Origin of the sequence: Paenibacillus sp. CF384 (assembly GCF_900106745.1) — a bacterium.
Lineage (GTDB): Bacteria > Bacillota > Bacilli > Paenibacillales > Paenibacillaceae > Paenibacillus_Z.
In genome coordinates this window covers 34,558-57,416 of sequence record NZ_FNNV01000001.1, presented here as the reverse complement: position 1 = coordinate 57,416, position 22,859 = coordinate 34,558, and the positions used below count along the sequence as shown (strand labels likewise).

The following is a 22,859-nucleotide window of genomic DNA, read 5'->3' as shown; positions in this document are numbered from 1 at the left end:
GCGCCATTTCTCGTCTTCCGTCATCAGTCTGTCGAATACTGATCATCACTTACTTCCTCTAACCAATCAACCGCTTTACCGTCCAAACGTTCTTGAATCGCGATATGAGTCATCGCCGTCATTGGTGAAGCGCCGTGCCAATGTTTCTCCCCAGGCGGAAACCATACAACGTCTCCGGGACAAATCTCCTCGATTTGACCTCCCCATCGTTGAACCCTTCCTTTACCTGCTGTTACAATCAATGTTTGTCCCAGCGGATGCGTATGCCATGCTGTCCGAGCGCCAGGCTCAAACGTAACGCTGGCTGCAACTACACGCGCCGGATCAGCAGTCTCAATCAACGGATCGATGCGAACCGTACCGGTAAAATATTCAGACGACCCTTTGCCTGAAGGCTGCGAGCCGATTCTTCTGATTTCCATAATGTCTTTCCTCCGATCGAGTGATGTACAGGGGATATATTAATCGAAATGTTGGGGTTAATCAACTTTTGTCTTGCCTAATCCAGTTGTTTGTCCAATCCTATGTAATCCAGGCTGCATATATATTAATAAATTAACCGTGTACTGGGACCGCAAGTCATATCCTTCTCAGGATCGGACTTCAATGCCCCGAATACAGCAAATGTCGCGTACACTGTATTTATCCAAGCATCACTTGTAGGTGTTACAAGAGTCGGTCCGGAAAGTGTTAATTTTACTGCAGTATCGGAATATTGATCGTCGACAATTGTCCACATAAAAGAAACGGAAGCACCTACATGGGCTGCCGTTTCTTTGTTGCTAACTTGATCATAAACGTCTACTTATAGCCGTCAGCTAACGGGTTTGGAACGAAAGCTCAGCCGCGGCATTGTTTTAAGTAATGCAAGGCATGGACTTGTCCGGTCATCTCCAGTTCATCCTTGTAAACGGGGTCATGCCAGCCTTCGATATCGATCGTTCCTTTGTAGTTGGCCTGCATAAGAATGGTCATAATATCCGACCAATTCGTATCGCCGAAACCCGGCGTGCGATCCCATACAAATCGCTTCGGCCCGCGAAGACCATACTCTCTAACGATATCCCAAGCTATTGTAGCGTCTTTGCCGTGAACATGAAACACCTTGTCCACCCACTTACGCAGCTGCGGAATCGGATCGACTAAGGAATCCATCTGATGTGCGGGCTCCCATTGCAGGCCGATGTTATCCGATGGAATCGCGTTAAACATCAACTCCCATGCACTCGGATTCAGGGCGATGTTCCAATCGCCAGAATGCCATGAGCCGCCCATTGCGCAATTCTCAAACGCAATTCGAACACCATTCCCATCTGCTCTGCGAGAAAGCTCACCGAACACCTCCGTATATTTAGGAATCGAAGCCTCGATGGATAATCCGGTCAGCCTCCCTGTAAAGCCGGCAACGATGTCCGTTCCGAAGAGATGTGCGTGATCAATCAAACGTTCCCAGCTGGCTAGCGTATCCGCATTGTCGCCTTCACCGGTCAGTGGATTTCCGTATACACCGACTGAAGAGATAACGAAGTTGTGCTGTGCCGCCAGATCTTCGATCATCTTTGCTGTTTCTTTAAGCTCTATGCCGCTTGTCGATTGCCCGAACGAGAGGCTGTAAGATTCGAAACCATGCTGCGCGATTTGGGGAATCACCTGAACAGCGTCTCTGCCGCCGACGATCGTACCGATTCGAATTTGCTCTGCTGCCACTAGTAACGCCTCTCTTTAGTTGAAGTATTTGCTAGGGTCAGTATAGCATTATTTCGTCCAATTAATCTGTTAGAACTTTCACTTTACCCAGTGAATTTGTTCACAGATCCGATTATAATCTTCCAAGCTGTCCAGAATCGTGAAATTGCTGGTCGGAAAGTTTATGGACGAATATTCGTACAGCAGAATTTCACCATGCTGCAGTTGCCAGGCTGTATGAATGCGGATCACCTTTCTCCCCTCCGACAGCACCTCATCGACAATGCTCCTGACGATCTGGTTAGAAAACATCAGCATTTCATCTTCCATAACGCTGCAGTTCATCCTAATTCCCCCCATGAAGATGTATTTCACTAACCTTTGCGGATATTCTAACGCATATAGACACCTATACCAATATCGATAGTCGACGTATAGACTAACCAAAACTGATATACTATGGATGTGGGAGGCGGTTTCATGACGTATGAAGAATTGGATCGCAAGTTAGTTGAATTAACGGATTTGGAGATGCATCTAAGAGACCAGGAACTCTCCGATGAAACGATTAGAGATCGTATTCTTTCTCGCAGTACGGCAACTCCATCTAAGTCCATTACCCACCCATCCGCGTACCACTACACTTTAGAGGGTGATGTGCTCCGATTGCATGTCACAGGGGAAATCTTCTCCATCTCCAGGCATACCAGGTTTGTCCAAATGGTCAAGCATACCCATAACCTGTTTGAAATGAATTACGTTTATAGCGGCACCTTCTACCAAGAGATTCAAGGAGAACGGTTTGAATTCAATGAAGGGGATTTGATTATCCTCAATAAGAATGTCGAGCACTCCATCGACAAAGTAGGCGAGAAGGATATCCTAATCAACTTCTTGGCGAAGAATGAGTTTTTTGACGATTCTTTCATTTACAACATTCTTGGCGACAACATCCTCGGGAAGACCATTGCTTCGATTATTACCGATACTTCCAGAGAGAAGAATTTTCTGTTATTCCATACCTCTGGCAACTGGCAGATCAAACAAACGATTCAGAACCTATTATGCGAATCCTTACAAAGTAAACAAGCAAACCCGGAGATTATCAAAGCCTATCTGACGATTCTGTTTACCAGGCTAATAGAGAGTGATCGTTACGAATTATTCTTGAACAAAGAAGTTAGAAGATCGAATATATCCATTACGGACTTACTGGCCTACCTCAATCAAAACTATCTAAACCTAACATTAGAACAAGCAGCCGAGCACTTTGGATATTCAGCAGAGCATTTAGGCCGGATCATCAAGAGCGTGACCGGGAAAACCTTCTCTTCCTTCGTACAAGAGCACAAATTCAAACACGCGGCATTGCAGTTAAAATTAACGGATTTAACCATTGAGGAGATTTCCAAAGCAATCGGATATAACAATTTAACCTTTTTCTATCGAAAGTTTCATGCCATCTATGGCGTTACGCCTATGGAATACCGCAAATTGGTGAAAGGTGAAGAAGGTACAACACGCATGTCATGATGAAACCATACAAAAGGAGTTGTTTGCCTGTAAGCAAACAACTCCTTTACTTGTAACTCCGCAGAAACTCTATTGCCTTACATTCTCCCGAGCAGACTCTCTCATCAACCTTATACGCGCCATCGATGGTGCGGGGAGCGCGCAAATCCTTACGATGTAGCGATCAAACTTCTCGCCCAGCACCTCGTGTTGGAACTCCGACTTGGCTCTGTTGTAGCCGTCACGCACCAAACGTTCACGAAGCTTGGTATCCTTCGCCAGACGAACGACGCGCTCGGCGATTTGATCCGTTGACTGTGGATCAACCAGCAGCCCCGTCACACCGTCCAGCACCGCCTCCGACGCGCCGCCGGATCGACCGGCGATAACCGGCAATCCCGCGGAAGCCGCCTCCAAATATACGATTCCGAACCCTTCCGCATCGCCTTTCTCCAGCTCCCGGCTCACCATGATGAATTGATGCGACAGATTATAATACGCATTTAGACGCTCGCTTCCACTCACGCTGCCCGCGAACAGCACTTCGTCCGCGACACCAATCGACTGTGCAAGCTGTTCCAGCCGCTGCCGATCCGGCCCATCGCCGACAATCAGGTACACCGCGTTCGGGATGCGTTCCAGAATCGACGGCAGCGCTTGAATCACTCGATCATGGCCTTTGCGAGTAACCAATCGTCCGACCGATAACAGCACGTATTTCCCTTCAAGTCCATTCTCGCTCACCAGATCTTGATCGATGGGTTGTTTCTCGAACACGCGCTCGACTCCGGGATTAACAATGCCAATTCGCCGCGGGTCCACGCCATAGTCTTCCACCAGCTTCTTCGTAAACTGGCTGTTCGTCAGCACGCCGTCGGCATTGCGCAAGATCAACTTCACGATCGCGTTCAATCCCACAAATCGCCGAAACATGAGCATATCCATCCCATGTGTGGAAATAACGTAACGACGTCCGCCGAATACCCGGAACAGCAGACCGATAAATCCGATTAACACATACCCGTACAACGTCACGTCCGGTTCTTCGCTGCGGAGTGTCCTTCGAACCTGGCGGAACAAACGTCCCCAGCTAGTTAGGTTGACTCGCTCTTCTTGCAAGAACGAACCGCGATGAATTCGGAAAGGGAGCTTTTGATCAAACCTGTCGCTCCCCGGATATTCTGGTGCGACAACGGTCATTGTGTGCTTGCTATGCATGGACAAGTTATAGTAATAGTTCTGCATGCCGCCAATGCCCGGCGGAAACACGCCCGTTACGAGAACGACTTTTCTACGCTTCGTCATAGGTCCTCACCCTTCTCGTCAATTGACCGAACGTTCTCACTACCAACCAGAACAGCACTTCCGCCATGATGTTCCATAAGCGGGCGATTACGGATATATATAACGCCGTTTCGGCGCCAAGCTTGAGCGATAAGAAATACACCAGGAAACCTTCGCGCACTCCAAGTCCGCCCGGCAGCGGACTAAACAAGCCGAGCAGCCAAGATGTCGCAAAGGTGCCAGCGGCGTACCACAAGCCGATATGCCCTCGCTCGAAGCTGTTTGTCAGCATCCAAAATGCTATGCCCATGATGAAATGACTACCGAGGAAACACGCCAAGTAGCCAAAAAAACGGTTCCTCGATAAACCCGCTTCTGCAGGTCCCACGTTTGATTCCGTTCCACGCAGTGGAGACAGTCGAGCAATGAATCGCTGCAGAAGCTTCCACCGCGATGCTCGAACAAACAGCGAGCGAATCGCTGCCGATCCTTTGTCGTAATAGACGTATGCCAGCGCAAACAGCACGAACACGCCGAATATACATACTGCCGGAGCAATGTCTAAGCTCACCAGCAGAATCAGTGCGTAGCATAGCGCCGCGGATACGAGAAGCACGTTCTCATAGATGATGGCTGCGAGCTGCGCGTTCATCGATACACCTGCACGTGAAGCTAGAACGACGCGGCCCGCATAATTCCAGAAGCCGCCGGGGAGGTATTTACCGAACTGCGAGTCGATGAAGATCCGCAATCCGTCCAGCATCGGCAATTTGACACCGTTCCTTAGCTTGCCGGATTCCTCGCCTGCCGCGTTCACGATCAACACCCAGATACCTGCTTGAAGCATGAGGAAGAACGAGAATACGGCCATGGACGAATAAAATCGCAAGCTCGCATGCGCCAAGAACGACTCAATGTCCGCCATCTTCAGCGGCACGTTCCGCAAGACGAAGAAGACGATGATTCCCGCAAGCGCGAGCTTGAGTACCGTCGGAGCAAGCCTTCGAAGCACCGCCATCTCATTACCACCTCCCGGCCAGGGTAGAAACCATCCTTCAATGGTAGAACAGAACTGTTTGCGCAGTGTCAACCGCATTTGAGATTAACATGAATTTATTGGAAGAAGAACCAATGCAAAAATGGCTGAGCCAACGGGGGCTCAACCATTTTCTAATAAAGCTTATTTCACAGCTGCCTGCTATTCTATACTAATGGAGAATGTGAGGTATGAAGCACATGCGTATAATCCATTAACGCTTCCTTGGCCCGCTGAACATCGTCCTTATGGACCTGCAATTTCAAGGCTGGAGTAGAACCTCTTGCGTGCATTGTGCCGGCAACTATGCCGGTAGAAGCCGACGAACCTTCCAGCTCGCGGATGCGGGAGCGGATACCGCGTCCGTGTAAATAAGCATGCTTATCTTGTATTTCCTCCGCTTGATTGCCGGGCGCGGTCAGAACGGTTTTCCATCGGTTTGTGCGAATAATTAAGACGGCTACAAGCAAGAATACAGTGACGCCAACGATAATCATGATCACATCCATCGTCATTCACCTCTTCATTCTGGGGGTTGAATCCCCCCGTTTCCTTTACCTTAACCATCACCTTTCGGACTTGAACCAAGTGGTCAAGCCTAATTATTTCTCCCAAAGCTCAATCAATCTGCCCTCAGGATCTGCAATCCATACGAACTTTCCATAATCGCTGCTCTCTGGTTTCTTGGCAAGAGGTACACCAAGATCTGCAAGATGCGCAAGAGTCTCGTCAAGACTATGTACTTGGAAATTCAACATCACTTGCTGTTCGGTCGGAAAATAATTGTCTTCTGCAGTAAAGAGAGAAAAGATCGTTTCATTGGCGGATTCCGGCTTTATCATCGTCCCATTCCATTCCGATATGTCAAGCTTCAGCACATCGCTGTACCATTTTTTCACAGCCTCAAGATTGTTGGTTCTCCAGAAAATACCTCCGACACCTTTAATCATGTTATCTGACTCCTATCTGTCTATTTTTTCATAACGGCTCTAAACAAGAACAATAACAAAACTAGGCATCCTACCGCAACCACGACCGTTACGGTTTTGTTCTTGTTGCTCTGGTGATTGGCAGCTGCTGGTATAACTTCTTCAGGAAATACATTCTCTGCGGACAGCGTGGCAGCATTCGACGAATTGACACTCTCTGACGTGTTTGTAGTTTCAGATGATTCATTGGGTTCCGTTTGCGTATTCACTTGTGAGTTCGCGGTTCCTGAATCAGGAGCAATCTCAGGTGTCGCCGTATTGTCAGGAACCGGAGTCGATTCTGCAGGCAATGCGACCGTGAACGAATATTCGCCTGTAATATTGTGTCCGTCTTCCCCAATAATTCGCCAATTGACCGTATAGGTTCCATTCGCAAGAGGAGTTTCAAATACACCAGTCAAATCATTCTTGTCGGCTTCCGCCTTGACCGGAATTTCCTTATGTGAAGCATCCGTAACCTTTAATACAACGACCGGTTCGATCTGTGTGGCAAACGTTAATTGGATCTCACTCAGTGCCGTTGTAACCGTCTCGTCTTTGGCCGGCGTCGAATCTTTCAAATCCGTATGGGCAGATGCCGTCTGCGGTAGCATTGCAACAACGAATAAGACGAGGCATATGGCGAAAAATTTGTTCATATCTGTATCCCCTTTTCATGAAAACTGGCTCCCAGAAAGTGTACCATGTCACTCCTCGCTTGAAATGACTCTTTCGAGCTATAGATCTAAACATTATGTGACTTGTGTCCGAACCTCGGAATGATGGAATTGATATAGAGAATGGCAGCCAATCGTCGGCTGCCATCGTTTTTTTTATGAAAATATCATAAAACTGCGTCTACAATCTAATCAGCACTTCCGTGCCATCCTTTGATCGAATATCAACCAGAACCGTCCCTTTACATCGTTGAAGCGCCTTAATAAGCTGCGTGATCGCTTGTTTCGTGCTTTGATTCTCGACAATCGACAGCACCAGATCAATCCCGATATTTACGCTGTCCGGCTCGGCATCATCCATCCGATCCGCGTGTGCTTCGTTCTTGATCAGCCAGCCTCTCATTCTCCGCTGGAAGACGTCCATAGTCAGGATACCGCTCCCCAAACGTAACATCGCGTATGGAACCGGAATTGTAAAAGCATGCTCCTTGTTCTTCACCTTAATGATCATCATGCCTCATCACTCAATTACTACGCTGATCGTATCCTTATCACCGGAACGAATGTCAATGATTTGACCGTCCAATTCGTTCTCAATGGCATCAATCAGCATCGTAATATCGATATCCTTGACGTATTTCGCAGCCTGCGGAATATTGGAGGCGACGGTGTGACCTGCTCCGAGAACGGCCTTCACCAGTTTAATCGGTATATTGACACTGATATTATCATTGTCTTGCGAAGTTATTCGTAATTTTAACGTTTTGTTCAAATAATCACCGGGTGCCGATGACAGTTTCTTCGGATAGTCGGATTTCCCCCATACTTGAACGGCATCTGATGCCGGAGCTGCTTGCTTCTCCGTTAGCGCGTCAATTAATTGCGAGGCCTTGTCAGAATCAATTTTGCCTTCCTGCATCATGGTGAGGACTTTGCTAATTTCTTCTTTCATGGTTTCTCCTCCTTAATCTTGCTTTAACATCTTGACTGCTTCATCCGCGGTAATTTCGCCTCTTTCCAGCATGGAGATAACCTTCTTCTCATCGATTTCCGGCTTCTTCCGCGTATCGTATCCGAGAGCTGTAATAATATCATTGAGCTTGCCGCGAACCGTCGGGTACGAAATGCCCAGTTCCTTCTCGACTTCCTTAATATTGCCTCTGTTCAACAGAAAGGTGATTACAAAATGGAGCTGTTCGGGCGAAAGCAGAGCCAGCTTGGATAATTCAAAATGATTCTCAATCGTCGTCCGGCAATGTCCGCATGCAAGCTTGATGGCGTGCAAGGGATGGTTACATACCGGACACTGTGTGAGGATGGGATACTTCATACTCCACTCCTTTCCTATTTCAAAGTGTAAATCAACATATTCAATTTGTAAATAATAAAAATCAATAAAATCAATTTATAAGTTAATTTTATTGATTCAAACTTTCGAAATCTCAATAAAAAGCTTCATCAAATCATTCTTAGCATGGACAATGCCGACAAATTTAAAGTGTGGGAGTCTATCACGGATGGAATAAAAAAAAGAGCCGCCAATGGCGACTCATTCCGTTCAGACTAATTGGCTTGAGCGGTTACTTTGACATCATCAAAGTAAAGGGTAGTCAATCCTTCGAATCCGGAATCCGCTCCGATCAGAATATAAATTTCGCCTTTGGCATTGGCCGTCACCTTGGCACTGTAGTCAAACTCAACACGCTGATAGCCATCCTTGCCCGCATCGGGCTTGGCAGCATTGCCAATGACTTTAACATCCTTGCCGCCGGCTCCTTGGCTGCCGATGTCCACGTTCATTCGGTAATAGTCCGATCCCGGAGTAGAGGTTAGAACCGATAAAGGTTCGTTCGCCAGAATACCGGCTTTCAGAAATACAGATTCAGCAGGAGATCCGCCAATACCGCTCATGCCTCCGCCGGCTTCCGTGTACATTGCAAACTTCAAATTAACATCATACGAAGTATTGGCTTTGAAGCCGCCGATCCCTTTGGATAGAAACATAAACAAATCATCGCTGCGATTATGTCCCGTGAGCTTCAAGCCATAATTAGCCGTATTCTTGTCGATGGGAAGCAAGTTACGGGCATAATCCAGCTCGTAAATCGCTTTATCATAATCTACCGGCATATCGGCAAAGCCCCCCTTCCAGCCTTCCATATCCTTATTAAATTGATAATTGAAGTCCATGCGGCCAGGGGTTTGCGCTTGATTGGTCAACGTAATCTTGTGGGCTGCGGGTTCCCATTGTAGACGGACGCCCATAAGTGCAGCGAGCGAACGCGCTGGAACGAACACAGTGCCTTTTGTCTGGCGAACTTGCTCAGGCAGCTTGATTTTCTCTCCCTTCGCATTCACCGCATATGCAGTATTCATTGTGAAAGAAACCGTGCTGAAGCTTTTCCCAGACAAGGTGATTCTCTGATCTTTGGCATTCCAGCTTATGGATGCGCCTAGAGATTCAGCTGCCGCTCTAACCGGCAGCATTGTATTTCCGTTTGTCATATAAGGAGCAGTCGTCAGACTATGAGTACCTGTTTGGTTGCTATAATTCACATCGTTAATTTTAAAAGAAACAGCGGCAGAAGCCTGTTGATCGGCTGCTCCGTGTGCGATCGGCGCGCTGACTGCAGAGATTACAGTTGCAAATACAAGACTAGACAACATGAGATTTCTTCTTTTCATCATTCTAAATCTTCCTTTCTACATAGATGTACTCTCTAGACGCACTGTTTATTCAAAAGGTTTCAGCATTATAACCTCGAGAATTTTACAATAATTACTAAAATATAATAAAAAATCTTGATTTCTCAAGCTTTCACTCTAATTCACGATATCAAATACGGTCACGATAACACCATCCGTATTGTTCCCCGATATCTCATAATTGCCGATGGTTGGCACATGCAGCGTCGTATTCGAAGCTACGGGAAAATAATAGACGATATACGTTTTGCCCTCGAGGATTGTCGTGATTGATTTGCGTTCTTTCAAGTGATCCAAGTATTCCTCAAATGCCCAATGATTTGCTTGCATGATCGCGCTGTGCGGAAGCCCGACGTACCGAATATGCCAAGGCTCATGAATGACGCCGGTAATATCCGTCTTATCCTCCGGATACCGGACGATGAACCCGTACTTCCAAGCATTCTGCTTGAGCCATTTCCCCTCCGGTGCATCTTTCATCTGTGCCGTAGTCGAACCGACGTCCAGCGCAAGTCCCAAGCTATGCTCGCTATGCCCGGGAACAGCCGCGATTTCTGGACCCAACTGATCATACAGCGCTTGTTGTTCCTTGTCGCTTCGATAACCGCTGCTGATTAGAAAGTTTTTGACGCCATCAAGGGCAGCATGCTTGATCATCGTTGTGAATTGTTTCGTCAGCTCAGGCGACAGCCTTATCTTGTTGTCCAGTAAACCGAATCCGTCCACCAATTCTTGATGCTTAAACAAGTTCACCGCTTTGGCGTCCGCATGGTTCGGCGGTACAGCAATTTCCTCATTCACGAGAAGCAAGTTCCCCTGGTGCACCTGGTCGGCATCGATTCGGAATGTCAGCTCGTTTGCCGGCGGGCTATTCTCCTCAGTTGGCATTTCGTTCGCGTTCTTGGTTTGTCCTATTGGCAGGTCAGTATCTGAATTGGAATTGAATCGGTTGTAGACTACCCCCATCAGTACGATCACTGCAAGCAAAAAAAGCCAATTTCTCATTTCTTGTTTCCTCCTCCTAATCTCTCTTTCATTAGGTTAAAGAAAACAAATAAAGATAAAGCAGTTGAAATTCTTAAAGATTTATTAAAAATACCCATTTCGATGAGGATTCATACCTTTAACGAAATAATGATGAACACATGATGATTTCACAGAATCTCATCGTTAGAGTGTATACCTTTCAAGCAGTGAAACTCGTACAATAATAGCAACAAGGAGGCGGTCCCGGTGTTGAATTTGCAAGTGTTCATTGGCAGCGTGTTTGTCGCCGGAATATTATCCTTCTTCTCTCCCTGCATCCTGCCTATGCTGCCCGTGTATTTAGCCAATCTCGGCGGCACTGCACAGGGAAGTGCAGCGAAAGTGGTCCGGATCGGAAGGCTGCGTTTCCATCCATCCCTAATCGGGAATACCTTATTCTTCACGCTTGGCATTTCCTTCGTATTCGTGCTGCTTGGTTTCGGAGCGGGAAGTCTTGGACATGTCATTAATACCACTTGGTTCACTCAAGTATGCGGGATCGTCGTGATTGTTTTCGGCGTATTCCAGACGGGGATCATTACGCTGCTCTTCTTACAGCGGGAGAAGAAACTCCCAGTAGCGTGGAGAGGACAAATGGGCTTTGCCTCTGCTTTCCTGCTTGGCTTCACCTTCAGCTTTGGCTGGACACCATGTATTGGCCCTATTCTCGCGGCAGTGCTCAGTTTATCGGCCAGCGAAGGGTCCGCTCTTCAAGGCGGAGGTTACATGCTCGTGTACGCACTTGGTTTATCGATTCCGTTTATTGTCCTTTCCCTGTTCTCGGACCTGTTAATCGGACGACTACGTGCCTTCAATAAGCACCTGCCGAAGCTGAAAGTCGTATCCGGCCTGCTGCTTATCGTCATGGGAATACTGCTTATGACGAATAAGCTAAATATGATTACCGCGTGGTTTAGTTGATTGTCGCTCAGAATCGCTATTTAAGGAGGTTTACCCGAATGAAACCAACAATCAGGTCGCTGCATGTCATTCCCCTATTCATCCTTCTGATACTGCTGTCAGCTTGCGGTAATACGAATGCAGACCCATCCGGGGCGGCAGCGTTAAACAAAGGCACAGCCGCACCGAAATTTGACCTAAAGGATCTGGATGGGAATCAAGTTACGCTAGCCGGTCTCGCCGGCCAGAAGGTCTATGTGAAGTATTGGGCTTCTTGGTGCCCGATCTGTCTCGCAGGCATGGACGATTTGGACACGTTAGCAGGTCAAACGAATGACTTCAAGGTGATTACGATCGTTAGTCCAGATTACAATGGCGAGCAATCTGCGAGTGATTTTACAGCGTGGTTCAAGGGCTTGCAAACGGAAAACACGGCTACCCATGTAACCGTTCTGCTCGATGAAGGCGGCAAATGGGCCAAGGCTTTCGGCGTACGCGGCTACCCGACCTCTCTTTACATTGGATCAGACGGAATTCTGGTCAAGAAGGCACCGGGACAAAACGCTAATGATGTGATCACCAGCACGTTCAAACAAATTTCTTAGTCGCAAACTGTATTCTTAGCCGGGAGGGATTCTCATGAAGAAATTATTAATGACCGCATTATCCTTGCTCTTAGTGTTAGTTGTAATAGCTTGCGGAAACCTCATTCCTGACGACTCACCAGGGGATTCATTAGGTGCAATCACGGGCGCATCTGCAGAACCAACTACGACGCGTTCGCCGAACCCGAACGATAAGGTTGACTACTCGCAAAGCAAGCTGCAAACGATTTATTTGGCCGGCGGCTGTTTCTGGGGAATTGAAGCCTACGTATCCCGTATTTACGGTGTTCAGGACGTAACCGTCGGATACGCCGATGGGACGGGAAGCGATCCGACTTATGAAGATGTCGTTCAAGGTGATCGTGGTTTCGCGGAAACAACCGAGGTGAAGTATGACCCGGATCGCATTCCGCTTGCCGATCTGCTGACCGATTTCTTTAAGGTCATTAATCCGACGAGCTTGAATAAACAAGGGAACGATGTGGGCATCAATTACAGGACGGGGATCTATTATACCCAAGAGAGCGATCTGTCCGTCATTAACGCGGTTGTAGCGAAGGAACAGAAGAAATACAAGAAGAAGATCGTAACCGAAGTAAAGCCTTTTACGAATTACTATTTGGCGGAAGACTATCATCAAGATTATTTGGAGAAAAATCCGGACGGTTACTGCCATGTCGATCTTACGATTCTAGACGAGCCGGTCAAAGTCGACCCATCCTTATACTCCCGGCCCAGCAATGAACAACTGAAGCAGACATTAACTGATATTCAGTACAAAGTTGCCGTTCTTGAAGAAACGGAGGCCGCTTTTTCCAATGAATATTGGAATACCTTTGACGCCGGTATCTATGTCGATGTGGCAACAGGAGAACCCTTATTCTCGAGCCGCGACAAATATGATTCAGGCTGCGGTTGGCCGAGTTTCACGAAGCCGATCGATCCGGACGTAGTGACCTACCACGAAGACAAGAGCTATAATATGGTACGTACGGAAGTTCGGAGCCGGGTCGGCAATATCCATCTGGGGCATGTATTCGACGACGGTCCTAAAGCATCTACCGGGAAGCGATATTGCATCGACAGTGCCTCCATCCGATTCGTTCCGCAAGACGATATGGAGAAGGATGGGTACGGCTACCTCCGTTCTACAGTCGAATAACCAGTTCAAGGGGATTGAATCGATGTATAAGCTGCTAATCGTCGAAGACGAAGAATTAGTAAGGAACGGAATCAAACGACTGCTGCCTTTCGAGGAGTTCAATATAACGGAAATTATAGAAGCGGATAATGGCGAAGAAGGGCTTAAGCTCTTCCTCGCCCATCGTCCAGATCTTGTTCTGCTGGATATTAATATTCCGAAGATGAATGGCTTAGAGTTCGCGCGCAAAGCGAAGGAAATCAAGCCTGCAACGAAGATCGCCGTCATTACCGGCTATGATTATTACGAATATGCGGTTACCGCGCTCAAAATCGGCGTAGACGATTACGTGCTCAAACCGGTCTCCAGAGCCGACGTGTATGAAGTGCTGCGCAAATTAGTCGAGAAGCTGCAGCAAGAACAGCAGTTGTCCGAACTTCAGCAGGTGGTCAGCGAGTACAAATCGACACTTCCATTGCCGGATGATTCGGGACACAAGGCTTCCATCACTCAAATCATTGAAGACAATGTGGCAAACCCGGACTTCTCGCTCGCTGCTTTGGCGAATAAGGTCGGGTTTAGCGCTGGTTATATGAGTGTTTTATTTAAGCGACTATTCAATGTGTCCTTCCAGGATTACTTACTAGGTATTCGCTTAGAGCGTTCCAAACTTCAGCTTCTTACTTCGGACATGAAGATGTATGAGATCTCCACTTCATTAGGCTTCGATAACCCGAACTATTATAGCGCCGCGTTCAAGAAGAAATACGGGCTCTCCCCTATTCAATATCGGGAAAGGACCAAACATTCGTGAAAAGACTGATTCCCCGTTCTCTGCAATTTCGAATTTCGTGGATCTATATGCTGATCAGTGTGTTTACAATCGGAACAATCGGCACCGTACTCTATGTCGGTATTTCCCGTGCGGTCATGAACGAGTCGATCCAATCCGCCGATTCGGCGATTTCCAAGAGCGGAAATTTAGTGGAGATGTATATCGACCGGTTGAAAGTGCTGACAACGATGTTGGCTCAGAATCCGCAAACGATACAAACGCTATCAAGCCCAACCAAAGAAGGCGAACAGGTCGAGCTGCAGCTCATCCATCTTGCCCTCTTATCCGATCCTAACATCAAATCCGTCGTCGTCATCGGCAAGGATGGTTATGTGCTGTCCAATGAGACCAAATTAAACATGATTCGTTCTTCCAACATGATGAACGAACCCTGGTATGTGGCCGCGATCAACAGCACGAACCCGGTACTTACTTCCGCACGCATGCAGAAGTTTTCGATGGACAAGAATAATTGGGTCATCTCCATGAGTCAAGAAATCAGAGATGCTAACGGTCGTAATCTCGGTGTCGTGCTGCTTGATATTGAGTACAAAGGCATCGAAAATTATATGAACGACTTAGATCTGGGCCGTACAGGGTTTGCTTTTATCATTAACAGCAGTGGCGGCATTGTGTATCACAATGATCCTTCTTACTTCACGGACGCTGACAAACAGGATCAATTACGGATGATCAGCATGTCCAAGCAGGGCTATCAAGCTTCGGACAACCGCTGGGTCAATCAGACGAAGCTGCGAAACTCCGATTGGACGCTCGTTGGCGTCAGCTCTCTGGACGGACTTCAGCAAGTGCGGAATCAACTGCTCCGCTCCTTCTTCTTAGTGGGACTAGGCTTGCTGCTGCTCATTATACTGGTATCCCCTTTCTTGGCCAAAAGCATCACCAGACCGATTCGCCGTCTCGAGCAAGCGATGCAGAAGGTAAAGTCGGGAACGCTGGAAGTCAGTGTGTCAGAAACAGGTGCTACGGAGGTGCAAGGGCTCGCACAGCATTTCAATTCGATGGTGACGGAGATGCGCCGGCTGATGCAAGACATCGAAACGAAGGAAAAGACGCTGCACAAGTACGAATTGAGCGTGCTGCATAGTCAGATTAATCCTCATTTTCTATACAATACATTGGATACGATCGTCTGGATGGCAGAGTTTAATGAGAGTGAGCGTGTGATCTCAACGACGAAGGCGCTCGCGAAGTTCTTTCAGCTTTCCTTAAGCGGCGGCAGCGAATTCACGACGGTGGAGAATGAAATGAACCACGTTGCCCAATACTTATTTATTCAGAAAGAACGCTATGGAGATAAATTGAATTATCACCTTCATTTCGATCCGGATTTGTCTGCCAAAGTCATTCCGAAGATCATATTGCAGCCGCTTGTGGAGAATGCCATCTATCATGGCATCCGGGAAAAAGAAGGTCCGGGACTTTTGCTTGTGACATGTCTGCCGAGCGACGATGGGAACGTGCAATTCGTCGTACAAGATGATGGCGTTGGTTTCGACCCGGGCGTCCGCGCTAAGGCCATCAAGGAGGAGTCCACGCTCTCCTTGCCCAAATTAGGCGGTGTCGGCATCAATAACGTGGACGAGCGTCTGAAGCTTTATTACGGCGAGCAATACGGGATCACGCTGCAATCCCGCCCTGGCGAAGGTACAACAGTTAGAATCGTTATTCCTTAGTACATCTGAAGTTTCTTGCGGAGGTGAAACCCTTGATTGTATCCGAACATTTATCGCTAATTATTTCATTATTCCCAAGCTTAGCAGAGATCACCGAAGAGGATTGGAATCAAGATGGCATCACGGTGCTGCAAATGGAACCCAATTATATTATTGAAGAAGGACAAATCTTAGAGTATGCCATGATGATTCTAGAGGGTACAGTCAGAATGTACAAAATTAGCGCCGGTGGCCGGGAAATCACCTTATATCGCATTCATGGCGGAGATTGCTGTCCTCTAATGACCACAAGCATTCTAGGCGAAGGCGAATATGAAGCTTCCGCTTGCGTAGAAACAACCGGTTTAGTGCTGGCGATTCCTGTTGCGATCTTTCGAGACTGGACAGACCGATATAAATCATTCCGTCGATTCATCTTTAAGTCCTTCGCCAATCGGATTGTCATCATGTCCAATCTTCTGGACAGCATCCATTTCAAATCCATCCGTGGACGTATTGCCGAATTTCTGATTCAAATGTCGGAGAAAGCTGGTAAATCCGATACGCTGCATATTACGCATGACATCATATCCGTTGAGCTGGGATCGGCCCGCGAAGTAATCAGCAGGTCGTTAAAGTTACTGGAGAAGGAAGAGATCATTCAACTCGCAAGAGGGAGAATCATCATTACTAATCGAAGCGCGCTCGAAAGCTATATCGAATTGTAAGTAGGCGTTAACCAAACCACCTCTGAGAGGTGGTTTTTTGAGTTGATTATCGTTATGTGACAAAGTTACGGTTCATCCCAATCCGTCCTGTTATGATCATACCTATCAACCAATACTTCTACAGACGAGAGGGGAACTCATTCATGAACAACGCTGTTATGAATCCAACGAATACTACTGCAGGTCAATCGAAGAAACCGGTTATTCTCTTCATTCACGGTGCTTTTATGACACCGGATAGCTGGGCGCCAATGCGGAATTATTTTATCGAGCGGGGTTACGAGACAATGGCGCCTGCCTGGCCTTACCATGATCGGACTACAGAGTCCCTTCGGAACAAACCTTCCCAAGATCTTGGTAAGCTTGGCCTGAAAGAAGTCGTTGACCATTATGTGCGAATTATTCAGGCATTGCCGGAGAAACCCATCCTTATTGGACATTCCTTCGGCGGTTTAATCACTCAGATTCTTATGGACCGCAACTTGGGTGCTGCTGGTATCGCAATCGACCCTGCTGCTACTAAAGGTATCAACCCTGGCGCTTATAAGACAGCATCCAAGTCAGCAGCTCCCATCCTGCTTAAACCTTGGCGAAAAACCGCAAGATTAACGTTCGAGCAATTCCAATTTGCATTCGTTAATACGCTGTCGCTCAAAGAACAAAAAGAAGCGTTCAGCTACGCTGTCCCTGAAACAAGCAGGATCTTCTTCCAAAGCGCGTTTGCTTCCTTCAACTCCGCGAGCCCGCTTACGGTAAACTTCAAGAATGGCAATCGAGGACCGCTCCTCATTATTGCCGGTGAAGAAGATCATATCGTGCCTGCTGCGATGGTCAAGAAGAACTTTGAGCTATATAATCAGCAATCCGGAGCCACTACTCAGTATAAAGAGTTCCCCAAACGGTCCCATTGGATCATTGCCGAGAAGGGTTTCCAAGAAGTTGCCGATTATATCATGAACTGGATTCCGGTTTCCGTTCAGACGCGTTAAACAATAAGGGAGCACTGCCGAATAGTCGGCAATGCTCCCTTTGCATGTATAACATAAGCGCTCTCCGCGATTTATTGATAACCTTTCAAGATCGTCTCCAAGTACTCCTCGATAGGAAGTGAATTTCGCAGCTTCAGCAGATTATTACCTGCCTCGCCAACGACTGTTCGGAATTGTACGCTCTCTCCGGTGGCTTGTGCCGCAATGGCATCTACGATCGTTTGTGGATCATCTAAATTACTGGTATCCCTATTATTCATCAAAACCATGATTTTATCCATGAGCTCGTCATAATCAGTAATCTTCTCGTCTTTATTCCATCGGATGTTATTCTTGAAGTTGTTACCGGTTGAACCTCCCTGTTCAATCAGTCGAAGTTCGATATTCAGCGGTTTAAGCTCGTAATAGAGTCCTTCCGTCAAGCCTTCCAGCGCAAATTTGGACATGTTATACAGGGAGCCAAGCGGAACAGCGGTTGTGAATCCCATGAAGGAGCTGATGTTGATGAACATTCCTCCCCCTACGGAACGGAAATGCGGCAAAAATGTACGAATGACGTTGATCGGCCCCCTAACGTTAACGGCGAACTGCCAATCAATCGTCTCTTCCATCGCCAATTCCAGCGCGCCATAGACCCCCATCCCTGCATTGTTGACGACGACGTCGATTTTCCCAAAAGCTGCTATAGCATCTTCGACGGCAGCTTTCACTTCATCCAGATTCGTCACATCCAATTTGAAAAGCTTGATGTTGTCGTATGCGGTCAATTCGGTTTCGTTCTCCGGTGTACGCATTGTAGCAGCGACGTTCCAGCCGAGCTTTGCAAAATGAATAGCCGTTAACTTGCCAAGACCAGTGCTCGTTCCGGTAATAAAGATTGTTTTAGGTTGCATAAGATGATACCTCCAACTATGAATTTTTATATAAATCGAACGTTCGATCTATTGTGATGAAAAGAAGAAGGCTGAACTCAATCGTTCAAACCTTTACCTCTGCTGACTGCCTGCCAAGAAGCTTGAATAACATGATCAACGACTTCCGTAGTAAGCTCCTGACCGTTCTGTTGATATAACTTAAGAATGTAGACTATCGAACCGTAATGCATCTGAACCATCATGCGCGGCTCTAACGCTACAAACATCCCTGCCGCAATCGCATCCTGATACAGCTTCTCCATCGGACCGCACCAGCCGCCATTAATGGCATCCTGCTTGGTCTGTTCATAAATATAAGGAGAGAACGAATATTGTTCAATGAACCGAAAACCTTTCGGATAGTTCAACCCCAGCTCGAATACATTTCGCCAAGCAAGTTGGAACCGCTCTTTAATGGAATCGGATTGGTTCAAGTTTCTCGTTACAAACTCACCATTGAACAGGACGATGGCTTTGTAAAGCTCATTGATGATATCTTCCTTGCTGCTGAAGTAATGATAAATATTGCCGGTTGAAACGCCCGATTCCTTGGCGATTAATGACATCGAAGTCGCTTGCAGCTCCTTGTCAATGATCAGATGAAGCGTAGTTTCCAAGACGGCTTTCTGCACTTTGTTGTACCGTTCGAACATGTTAAGCCTCCCCTCTTCTTCACTAGATCGAATGATCGTTCTAATCATATGACGTAAATGAGTAGATGTCAACTCTCTTACATACTTAGGGATTATTCCTATCCATGGAATTGAAAAATCCACAACCTGATCGGTTGTGGATCCTATTCGGACAACTCCTCCATCTGCGGAAATCGGCATTTCTTCCGCTTCTATTCGTACACTCTGACTTCGATAATTTCGGCACGCCGGCTTCCGTTAGTTGAATAAGCCACTATTCGGATTCTATCAGCGCTAACCGCCTCATCCAGTGTATGAATACGCTTGCGGTTATGATTGTTTTGGCCTTCAGCGACAGCCGTCCATTTGCCGTTCGCGTACGCCTCAACGGCATAATTTTGAACCAGCTCCGGCATGATTGCAAACGGAGTACGGTGATGGTGGAGGTTGATCAAGTCCTCGTTAACGTCGTCGTTGAACGTGATGTGGACCGAACGAACATTCACGTGCTTCTCCCAACTCAGCTCCAACCACTCTGACGCGTTTTCCGTCATGGCGACGGACGACCACAGATGCGGACCTGCAAACGGACGAGCGAAACCATCGACAGCTCTCTCTGGCGAGAATGCATTTGTCCTCGATAATAGACGGAAGCAAACCGGTTTACGAACAAACGGATTCATGCTCCATTGCATGACTGGCTGCGATCGCTGATGGTTCTCAAGGTCTGTTGAGACAGTTGGCTTCGCTCCATTGATAAATGTAAGCACGCCTGTTTGCAGCTCATTAGACAAGTGCACCGAAATAGGCTGGGCGGCTTTTATGATGAGAAAGGCATTTTGCGGTGCAGAAGGTTTCCACTGCAAATTCAGTTTTACCCATTGCCGATCCCCTTTGCCAACTTGCGCAGATGCAGAAGTTTGCAGCGTATGCGGAACGTAATTCTCGCCACGACCCGTATTCCAAAGCTCGACTGTAAGCGTCGCAGCCTCTTCAGCATCTACCAGCAGCTCAATGCCGTCAATGTCCGGGTCTGCCGGCAGCAGTAAGCCGATATCTGACTTGAGGGGATACGCCTCAACCGGCGTTTCCACCGCAAGACGCGTCATCGTACTCGATGCTTTGACGGTCGCTCGAAGCGCCAGATCGTTCGAATCCTCGTTGCGCAAGCCGATGATCGAGGCATCCTGCTTGAGCATCGTTTGCTGCAATTCGCGCAGATGGCTGTTATGCAGTTCACGCGGTGAAATTCCCTTCTCTACGCATAATGCGGCCCCGGTACCTGCGGCTTCCCCGATGACAGCACAAGTTGCCATTACGCGCGTCGTCCCGAACGCGACATGCGAGGCACTGATATCACGGCCAGCCATGAGGAGGTTATTGACGTTCACGGAATACAACGAACGAAACGGAATATGATAGATGCCGTCCGTATGAAGATGCTTAGATCCGCTTTCCGTCGAATACATCCCTTGCGGCGGATGCAGATCGATGGACCAGCCTCCGAAAGCAACGCGGTCTTCGAATTCTCGCTGCGCCACGATATCGTTCTGATTGAGTACATGATCGCCGACAAACCGGCGATATTCCCGTTTACCGGGGATAGAGCCGACCCATTCCAGCGTCATGTTGTCGGCATCAAACTTGCCAGAGTTCTTGATATAGTCCCATATGCCATAAATGGCAGCCCACAGCTCGTCACGAATCAGTTCGTTATCGTGAACGGTGTCGGATTCTCCGCCCCATTCAATCCACCAATACGCACAACCGTTATCGCCGCTGCGAATGACGCGCTTCATCGGAATCGTCGTTTGCGTGATGTCTTTGGCAAATGTAGGTGGGATGTACTTCACAGGATGGCCCGCATCCTTGGTATAGAACAGAAGCGTGCTGCCGAGCGTAATGTCGTCTGCCACGTCCGGCGCCCAATCCTCGTTATATTCATCCTTCGACTCACGGCCGACGCGATACTTGGCTCCAGCGAGAAAGCCAACCAGCCCGTCACCCGAGCAATCCAGAAACACTTCGCTTTCAAAGCGAATCTTTCGTTCCGATCCCATCATCCAGCCCGTCACGGAATGTATCTTCCTGTCATCCTCGTCACCGCTCGCCTCTACTTCATGCACGTCCGTATTGAGAAATAAGCGGATATTGGGCTCAGCTCGTACCTTCTCCATGACGACCAAATCCCAAAAATAAGGATTACCATCCATGTTGCGGTACTGGTTCTCAATGAACAGCTCGCCCATAATACCGGTCTCCCTGGCATAGCGATGGTTTCCGTGCGCAGTCGCGCCACAAACCCATACCCTCACCTCGCTGCTGGAATTGCCGCCAAGCACGGGACGGTTCTGAACCAGCGAAACCGTTCTTCCCTGCCGAGCTGCGGCGATAGCCGCACAGACCCCCGCCAGTCCGCCGCCGATAACCGTTATCTCCGTCGCCACGACCTCATTTCTCATCTTCCATGCACTCCTTATTCGATAATGAATATCTTTAATTTCATCATATAAGATCCTCATTTTAAATAACATGCATTGTATTACGAGAATTGATATACTTTATTTCACTAGATCATCAAAGGTGGACGCGCGGATGAAATTCGATTATTATGCAAATTTAGTTTCACATGTGTATTGGGAACGCAAAGAACGGTTTGCACTCGACCGTGATATTTATCCATACTGGACGATGTTCGCCGCTCAAGAAGGCAAATTTGCATTCTCCATCAATGATCATGAGGGGGAAGCTGGTTTTGGCGACTTGGTGATCTGTCCGCCGAATACTTGGTTTCACAGACGGACGATCAGCACACTTAACTTTCACTTTCTCCATTTCAGTTGGGAAGAGGAACCTGCGGCCAATACGGATACGGATATGGATATGGATATGGATATGGAACCCGCTGCTAAGACGGATACAGTAAGGAGTACAGAGTCCGAGATCGGGGAGGAACTTCAGCTTAGAGGGAAAATCAGCATAGCAGATGAGGTACGTCTGCTGTCCGATTTACTTTATTTAACAAAACTAGCTCCGGAACGGAACCGGATCGCACAAGCGAATAAGCAGCATTTATTGAACGATCTGCTGCGCCTGGTGTCGTTGGAGCGTGGAAATGATCTGAATCCTGACGATACGGATATCCCACCGGAGCTTCAGCAGGCACATCAGCTCATGACTGCCCATGCTTACGCACCTCTAAACATGCGGAACCTGGCGCATTCATTGAAGCTTTCACCGGTTCAGCTGACCCGTCGTTTCCGCACCGCATACGGAGTTACGCCCTCTGAGTTCGTAACGGAACTAAGGCTCTCCCGAGCATGTCGGCTGCTTGAGGAAACCGAACTCAGCATCGACAAAATCGCGACCCGGTGCGGGTACGAGAACGGCTTTTATTTAAGTCGCGTATTCCGGCAAAAGCGCGGCATGACCCCATCCTTCTACCGGAAAACACATCGGGTGTAGGATGGATTCCTATATCAGGAACCAGGGGATGTTAATCGTACTCTGGGTAATGAATGCGAGCGCCAAAACATAAAAAACT

25 protein-coding genes are annotated in these 22,859 nt (G+C 47.7%); 9 read left to right on the top strand and 16 right to left on the bottom strand.

What is annotated here, in order from left to right:
- Positions 1-23: 23 nt before the first annotated feature.
- The 3 genes from BLW29_RS00310 to BLW29_RS00300 form a co-directional block, all read right to left on the bottom strand.
- On the bottom strand, positions 24-422 hold the full coding sequence (locus tag BLW29_RS00310) for a (R)-mandelonitrile lyase (protein ID WP_090975343.1): 399 nt from the start codon (positions 420-422) through the stop codon (positions 24-26).
- 418 nt (positions 423-840) lie between these two features.
- A complete protein-coding gene (locus BLW29_RS00305) occupies positions 841-1,707 on the bottom strand; it encodes a sugar phosphate isomerase/epimerase family protein (RefSeq protein ID WP_090975342.1) in 867 nt (288 codons plus the stop codon).
- 78 nt (positions 1,708-1,785) lie between these two features.
- A complete protein-coding gene (locus tag BLW29_RS00300) occupies positions 1,786-2,031 on the bottom strand; it encodes a hypothetical protein (protein ID WP_090975341.1) in 246 nt (81 codons plus the stop codon).
- A gap of 135 nt (positions 2,032-2,166) precedes the next feature.
- On the opposite strand from BLW29_RS00300, the gene BLW29_RS00295 reads away from it, so the two are divergent.
- Positions 2,167-3,219 (top strand): AraC family transcriptional regulator, encoded by a 1,053-nt coding sequence (locus BLW29_RS00295; RefSeq protein ID WP_177186409.1) that lies wholly within the window; start codon positions 2,167-2,169, stop codon positions 3,217-3,219.
- A 69-nt stretch (positions 3,220-3,288) separates the two neighbouring features.
- Here the strand turns inward: BLW29_RS00295 and BLW29_RS00290 are convergent, their stop codons facing one another.
- From BLW29_RS00290 to BLW29_RS00245, 10 genes are all read right to left on the bottom strand, one after another.
- Complete coding sequence (locus tag BLW29_RS00290) at positions 3,289-4,503, bottom strand: glycosyltransferase family 4 protein (protein ID WP_090975339.1); 1,215 nt, start codon at positions 4,501-4,503, stop codon at positions 3,289-3,291.
- Entirely contained in the window at positions 4,490-5,500 is a 1,011-nt protein-coding gene (locus BLW29_RS00285; protein ID WP_090975338.1) for a lysylphosphatidylglycerol synthase transmembrane domain-containing protein, read from the bottom strand. The genes BLW29_RS00290 and BLW29_RS00285 overlap by 14 nt, the downstream gene beginning before the upstream one ends.
- A 185-nt stretch (positions 5,501-5,685) precedes the next feature.
- A complete protein-coding gene (locus BLW29_RS00280; RefSeq protein WP_090975337.1) occupies positions 5,686-6,027 on the bottom strand; it encodes a hypothetical protein in 342 nt (113 codons plus the stop codon).
- A gap of 93 nt (positions 6,028-6,120) precedes the next feature.
- A complete protein-coding gene (locus BLW29_RS00275; protein ID WP_090975336.1) occupies positions 6,121-6,468 on the bottom strand; it encodes a VOC family protein in 348 nt (115 codons plus the stop codon).
- A gap of 20 nt (positions 6,469-6,488) precedes the next feature.
- Positions 6,489-7,145 carry a copper resistance CopC family protein gene (locus BLW29_RS00270; RefSeq protein WP_090975335.1) on the bottom strand — a complete coding sequence of 219 codons (657 nt, stop codon included), beginning with the start codon at positions 7,143-7,145 and terminating at the stop codon, positions 6,489-6,491.
- A 199-nt stretch (positions 7,146-7,344) separates the two neighbouring features.
- Complete coding sequence (locus tag BLW29_RS00265; protein ID WP_143044332.1) at positions 7,345-7,677, bottom strand: hypothetical protein; 333 nt, start codon at positions 7,675-7,677, stop codon at positions 7,345-7,347.
- A 6-nt stretch (positions 7,678-7,683) separates the two neighbouring features.
- Entirely contained in the window at positions 7,684-8,115 is a 432-nt protein-coding gene (locus BLW29_RS00260) for an SHOCT-like domain-containing protein (RefSeq protein ID WP_090975333.1), read from the bottom strand.
- A 12-nt stretch (positions 8,116-8,127) separates the two neighbouring features.
- Entirely contained in the window at positions 8,128-8,493 is a 366-nt protein-coding gene (locus tag BLW29_RS00255; RefSeq protein ID WP_090975332.1) for a DUF2089 domain-containing protein, read from the bottom strand.
- A 233-nt stretch (positions 8,494-8,726) separates the two neighbouring features.
- The gene (locus tag BLW29_RS00250; protein WP_090975331.1) at positions 8,727-9,851 is read right to left on the bottom strand and encodes a copper amine oxidase N-terminal domain-containing protein; all 1,125 of its coding nucleotides are present in this window, start codon (positions 9,849-9,851) and stop codon (positions 8,727-8,729) included.
- Positions 9,852-9,986: 135 nt separating this feature from the next.
- Positions 9,987-10,874, bottom strand: a complete 888-nt coding sequence (locus BLW29_RS00245; protein ID WP_090975330.1) for a M15 family metallopeptidase — start codon at positions 10,872-10,874, stop codon at positions 9,987-9,989.
- 228 nt (positions 10,875-11,102) lie between these two features.
- Between BLW29_RS00245 and BLW29_RS00240 the strand changes: the two genes are divergently transcribed.
- From BLW29_RS00240 to BLW29_RS00210, 7 genes are all read left to right on the top strand, one after another.
- Positions 11,103-11,816 carry a cytochrome c biogenesis CcdA family protein gene (locus BLW29_RS00240; RefSeq protein ID WP_090975329.1) on the top strand — a complete coding sequence of 238 codons (714 nt, stop codon included), beginning with the start codon at positions 11,103-11,105 and terminating at the stop codon, positions 11,814-11,816.
- Positions 11,817-11,854: 38 nt separating this feature from the next.
- Entirely contained in the window at positions 11,855-12,400 is a 546-nt protein-coding gene (locus BLW29_RS00235; protein ID WP_090975328.1) for a TlpA family protein disulfide reductase, read from the top strand.
- A gap of 34 nt (positions 12,401-12,434) precedes the next feature.
- The gene (gene msrB, locus BLW29_RS00230; protein ID WP_090975327.1) at positions 12,435-13,562 is read left to right on the top strand and encodes a peptide-methionine (R)-S-oxide reductase MsrB; all 1,128 of its coding nucleotides are present in this window, start codon (positions 12,435-12,437) and stop codon (positions 13,560-13,562) included.
- Positions 13,563-13,584: 22 nt separating this feature from the next.
- Positions 13,585-14,355, top strand: a complete 771-nt coding sequence (locus tag BLW29_RS00225; protein ID WP_177186408.1) for a response regulator transcription factor — start codon at positions 13,585-13,587, stop codon at positions 14,353-14,355.
- On the top strand, positions 14,352-16,073 hold the full coding sequence (locus tag BLW29_RS00220; protein WP_090975325.1) for a sensor histidine kinase: 1,722 nt from the start codon (positions 14,352-14,354) through the stop codon (positions 16,071-16,073). Before BLW29_RS00225 ends, BLW29_RS00220 begins: the two co-directional genes overlap by 4 nt.
- Before the next feature lie 32 nt (positions 16,074-16,105).
- Positions 16,106-16,780 carry a Crp/Fnr family transcriptional regulator gene (locus tag BLW29_RS00215; protein ID WP_256208242.1) on the top strand — a complete coding sequence of 225 codons (675 nt, stop codon included), beginning with the start codon at positions 16,106-16,108 and terminating at the stop codon, positions 16,778-16,780.
- A gap of 143 nt (positions 16,781-16,923) precedes the next feature.
- Positions 16,924-17,769: an alpha/beta hydrolase gene (locus BLW29_RS00210; protein WP_177186407.1), complete on the top strand. Its 846-nt coding sequence runs from the start codon at positions 16,924-16,926 to the stop codon at positions 17,767-17,769.
- A 71-nt stretch (positions 17,770-17,840) separates the two neighbouring features.
- Here BLW29_RS00210 and BLW29_RS00205 read toward each other — a convergent pair whose 3' ends face one another.
- From BLW29_RS00205 to BLW29_RS00195, 3 genes are all read right to left on the bottom strand, one after another.
- On the bottom strand, positions 17,841-18,662 hold the full coding sequence (locus BLW29_RS00205) for an SDR family oxidoreductase (protein ID WP_090975323.1): 822 nt from the start codon (positions 18,660-18,662) through the stop codon (positions 17,841-17,843).
- Between the two features lie 77 nt (positions 18,663-18,739).
- Positions 18,740-19,336: a TetR/AcrR family transcriptional regulator gene (locus BLW29_RS00200; protein WP_090975322.1), complete on the bottom strand. Its 597-nt coding sequence runs from the start codon at positions 19,334-19,336 to the stop codon at positions 18,740-18,742.
- A 191-nt stretch (positions 19,337-19,527) separates the two neighbouring features.
- A complete protein-coding gene (locus BLW29_RS00195) occupies positions 19,528-21,777 on the bottom strand; it encodes an FAD-dependent oxidoreductase (protein ID WP_090975321.1) in 2,250 nt (749 codons plus the stop codon).
- Positions 21,778-21,910: 133 nt separating this feature from the next.
- On the opposite strand from BLW29_RS00195, the gene BLW29_RS00190 reads away from it, so the two are divergent.
- Entirely contained in the window at positions 21,911-22,780 is an 870-nt protein-coding gene (locus tag BLW29_RS00190) for a helix-turn-helix domain-containing protein (protein WP_177186406.1), read from the top strand.
- The last annotated feature ends 79 nt before the right edge of the window (positions 22,781-22,859 follow it).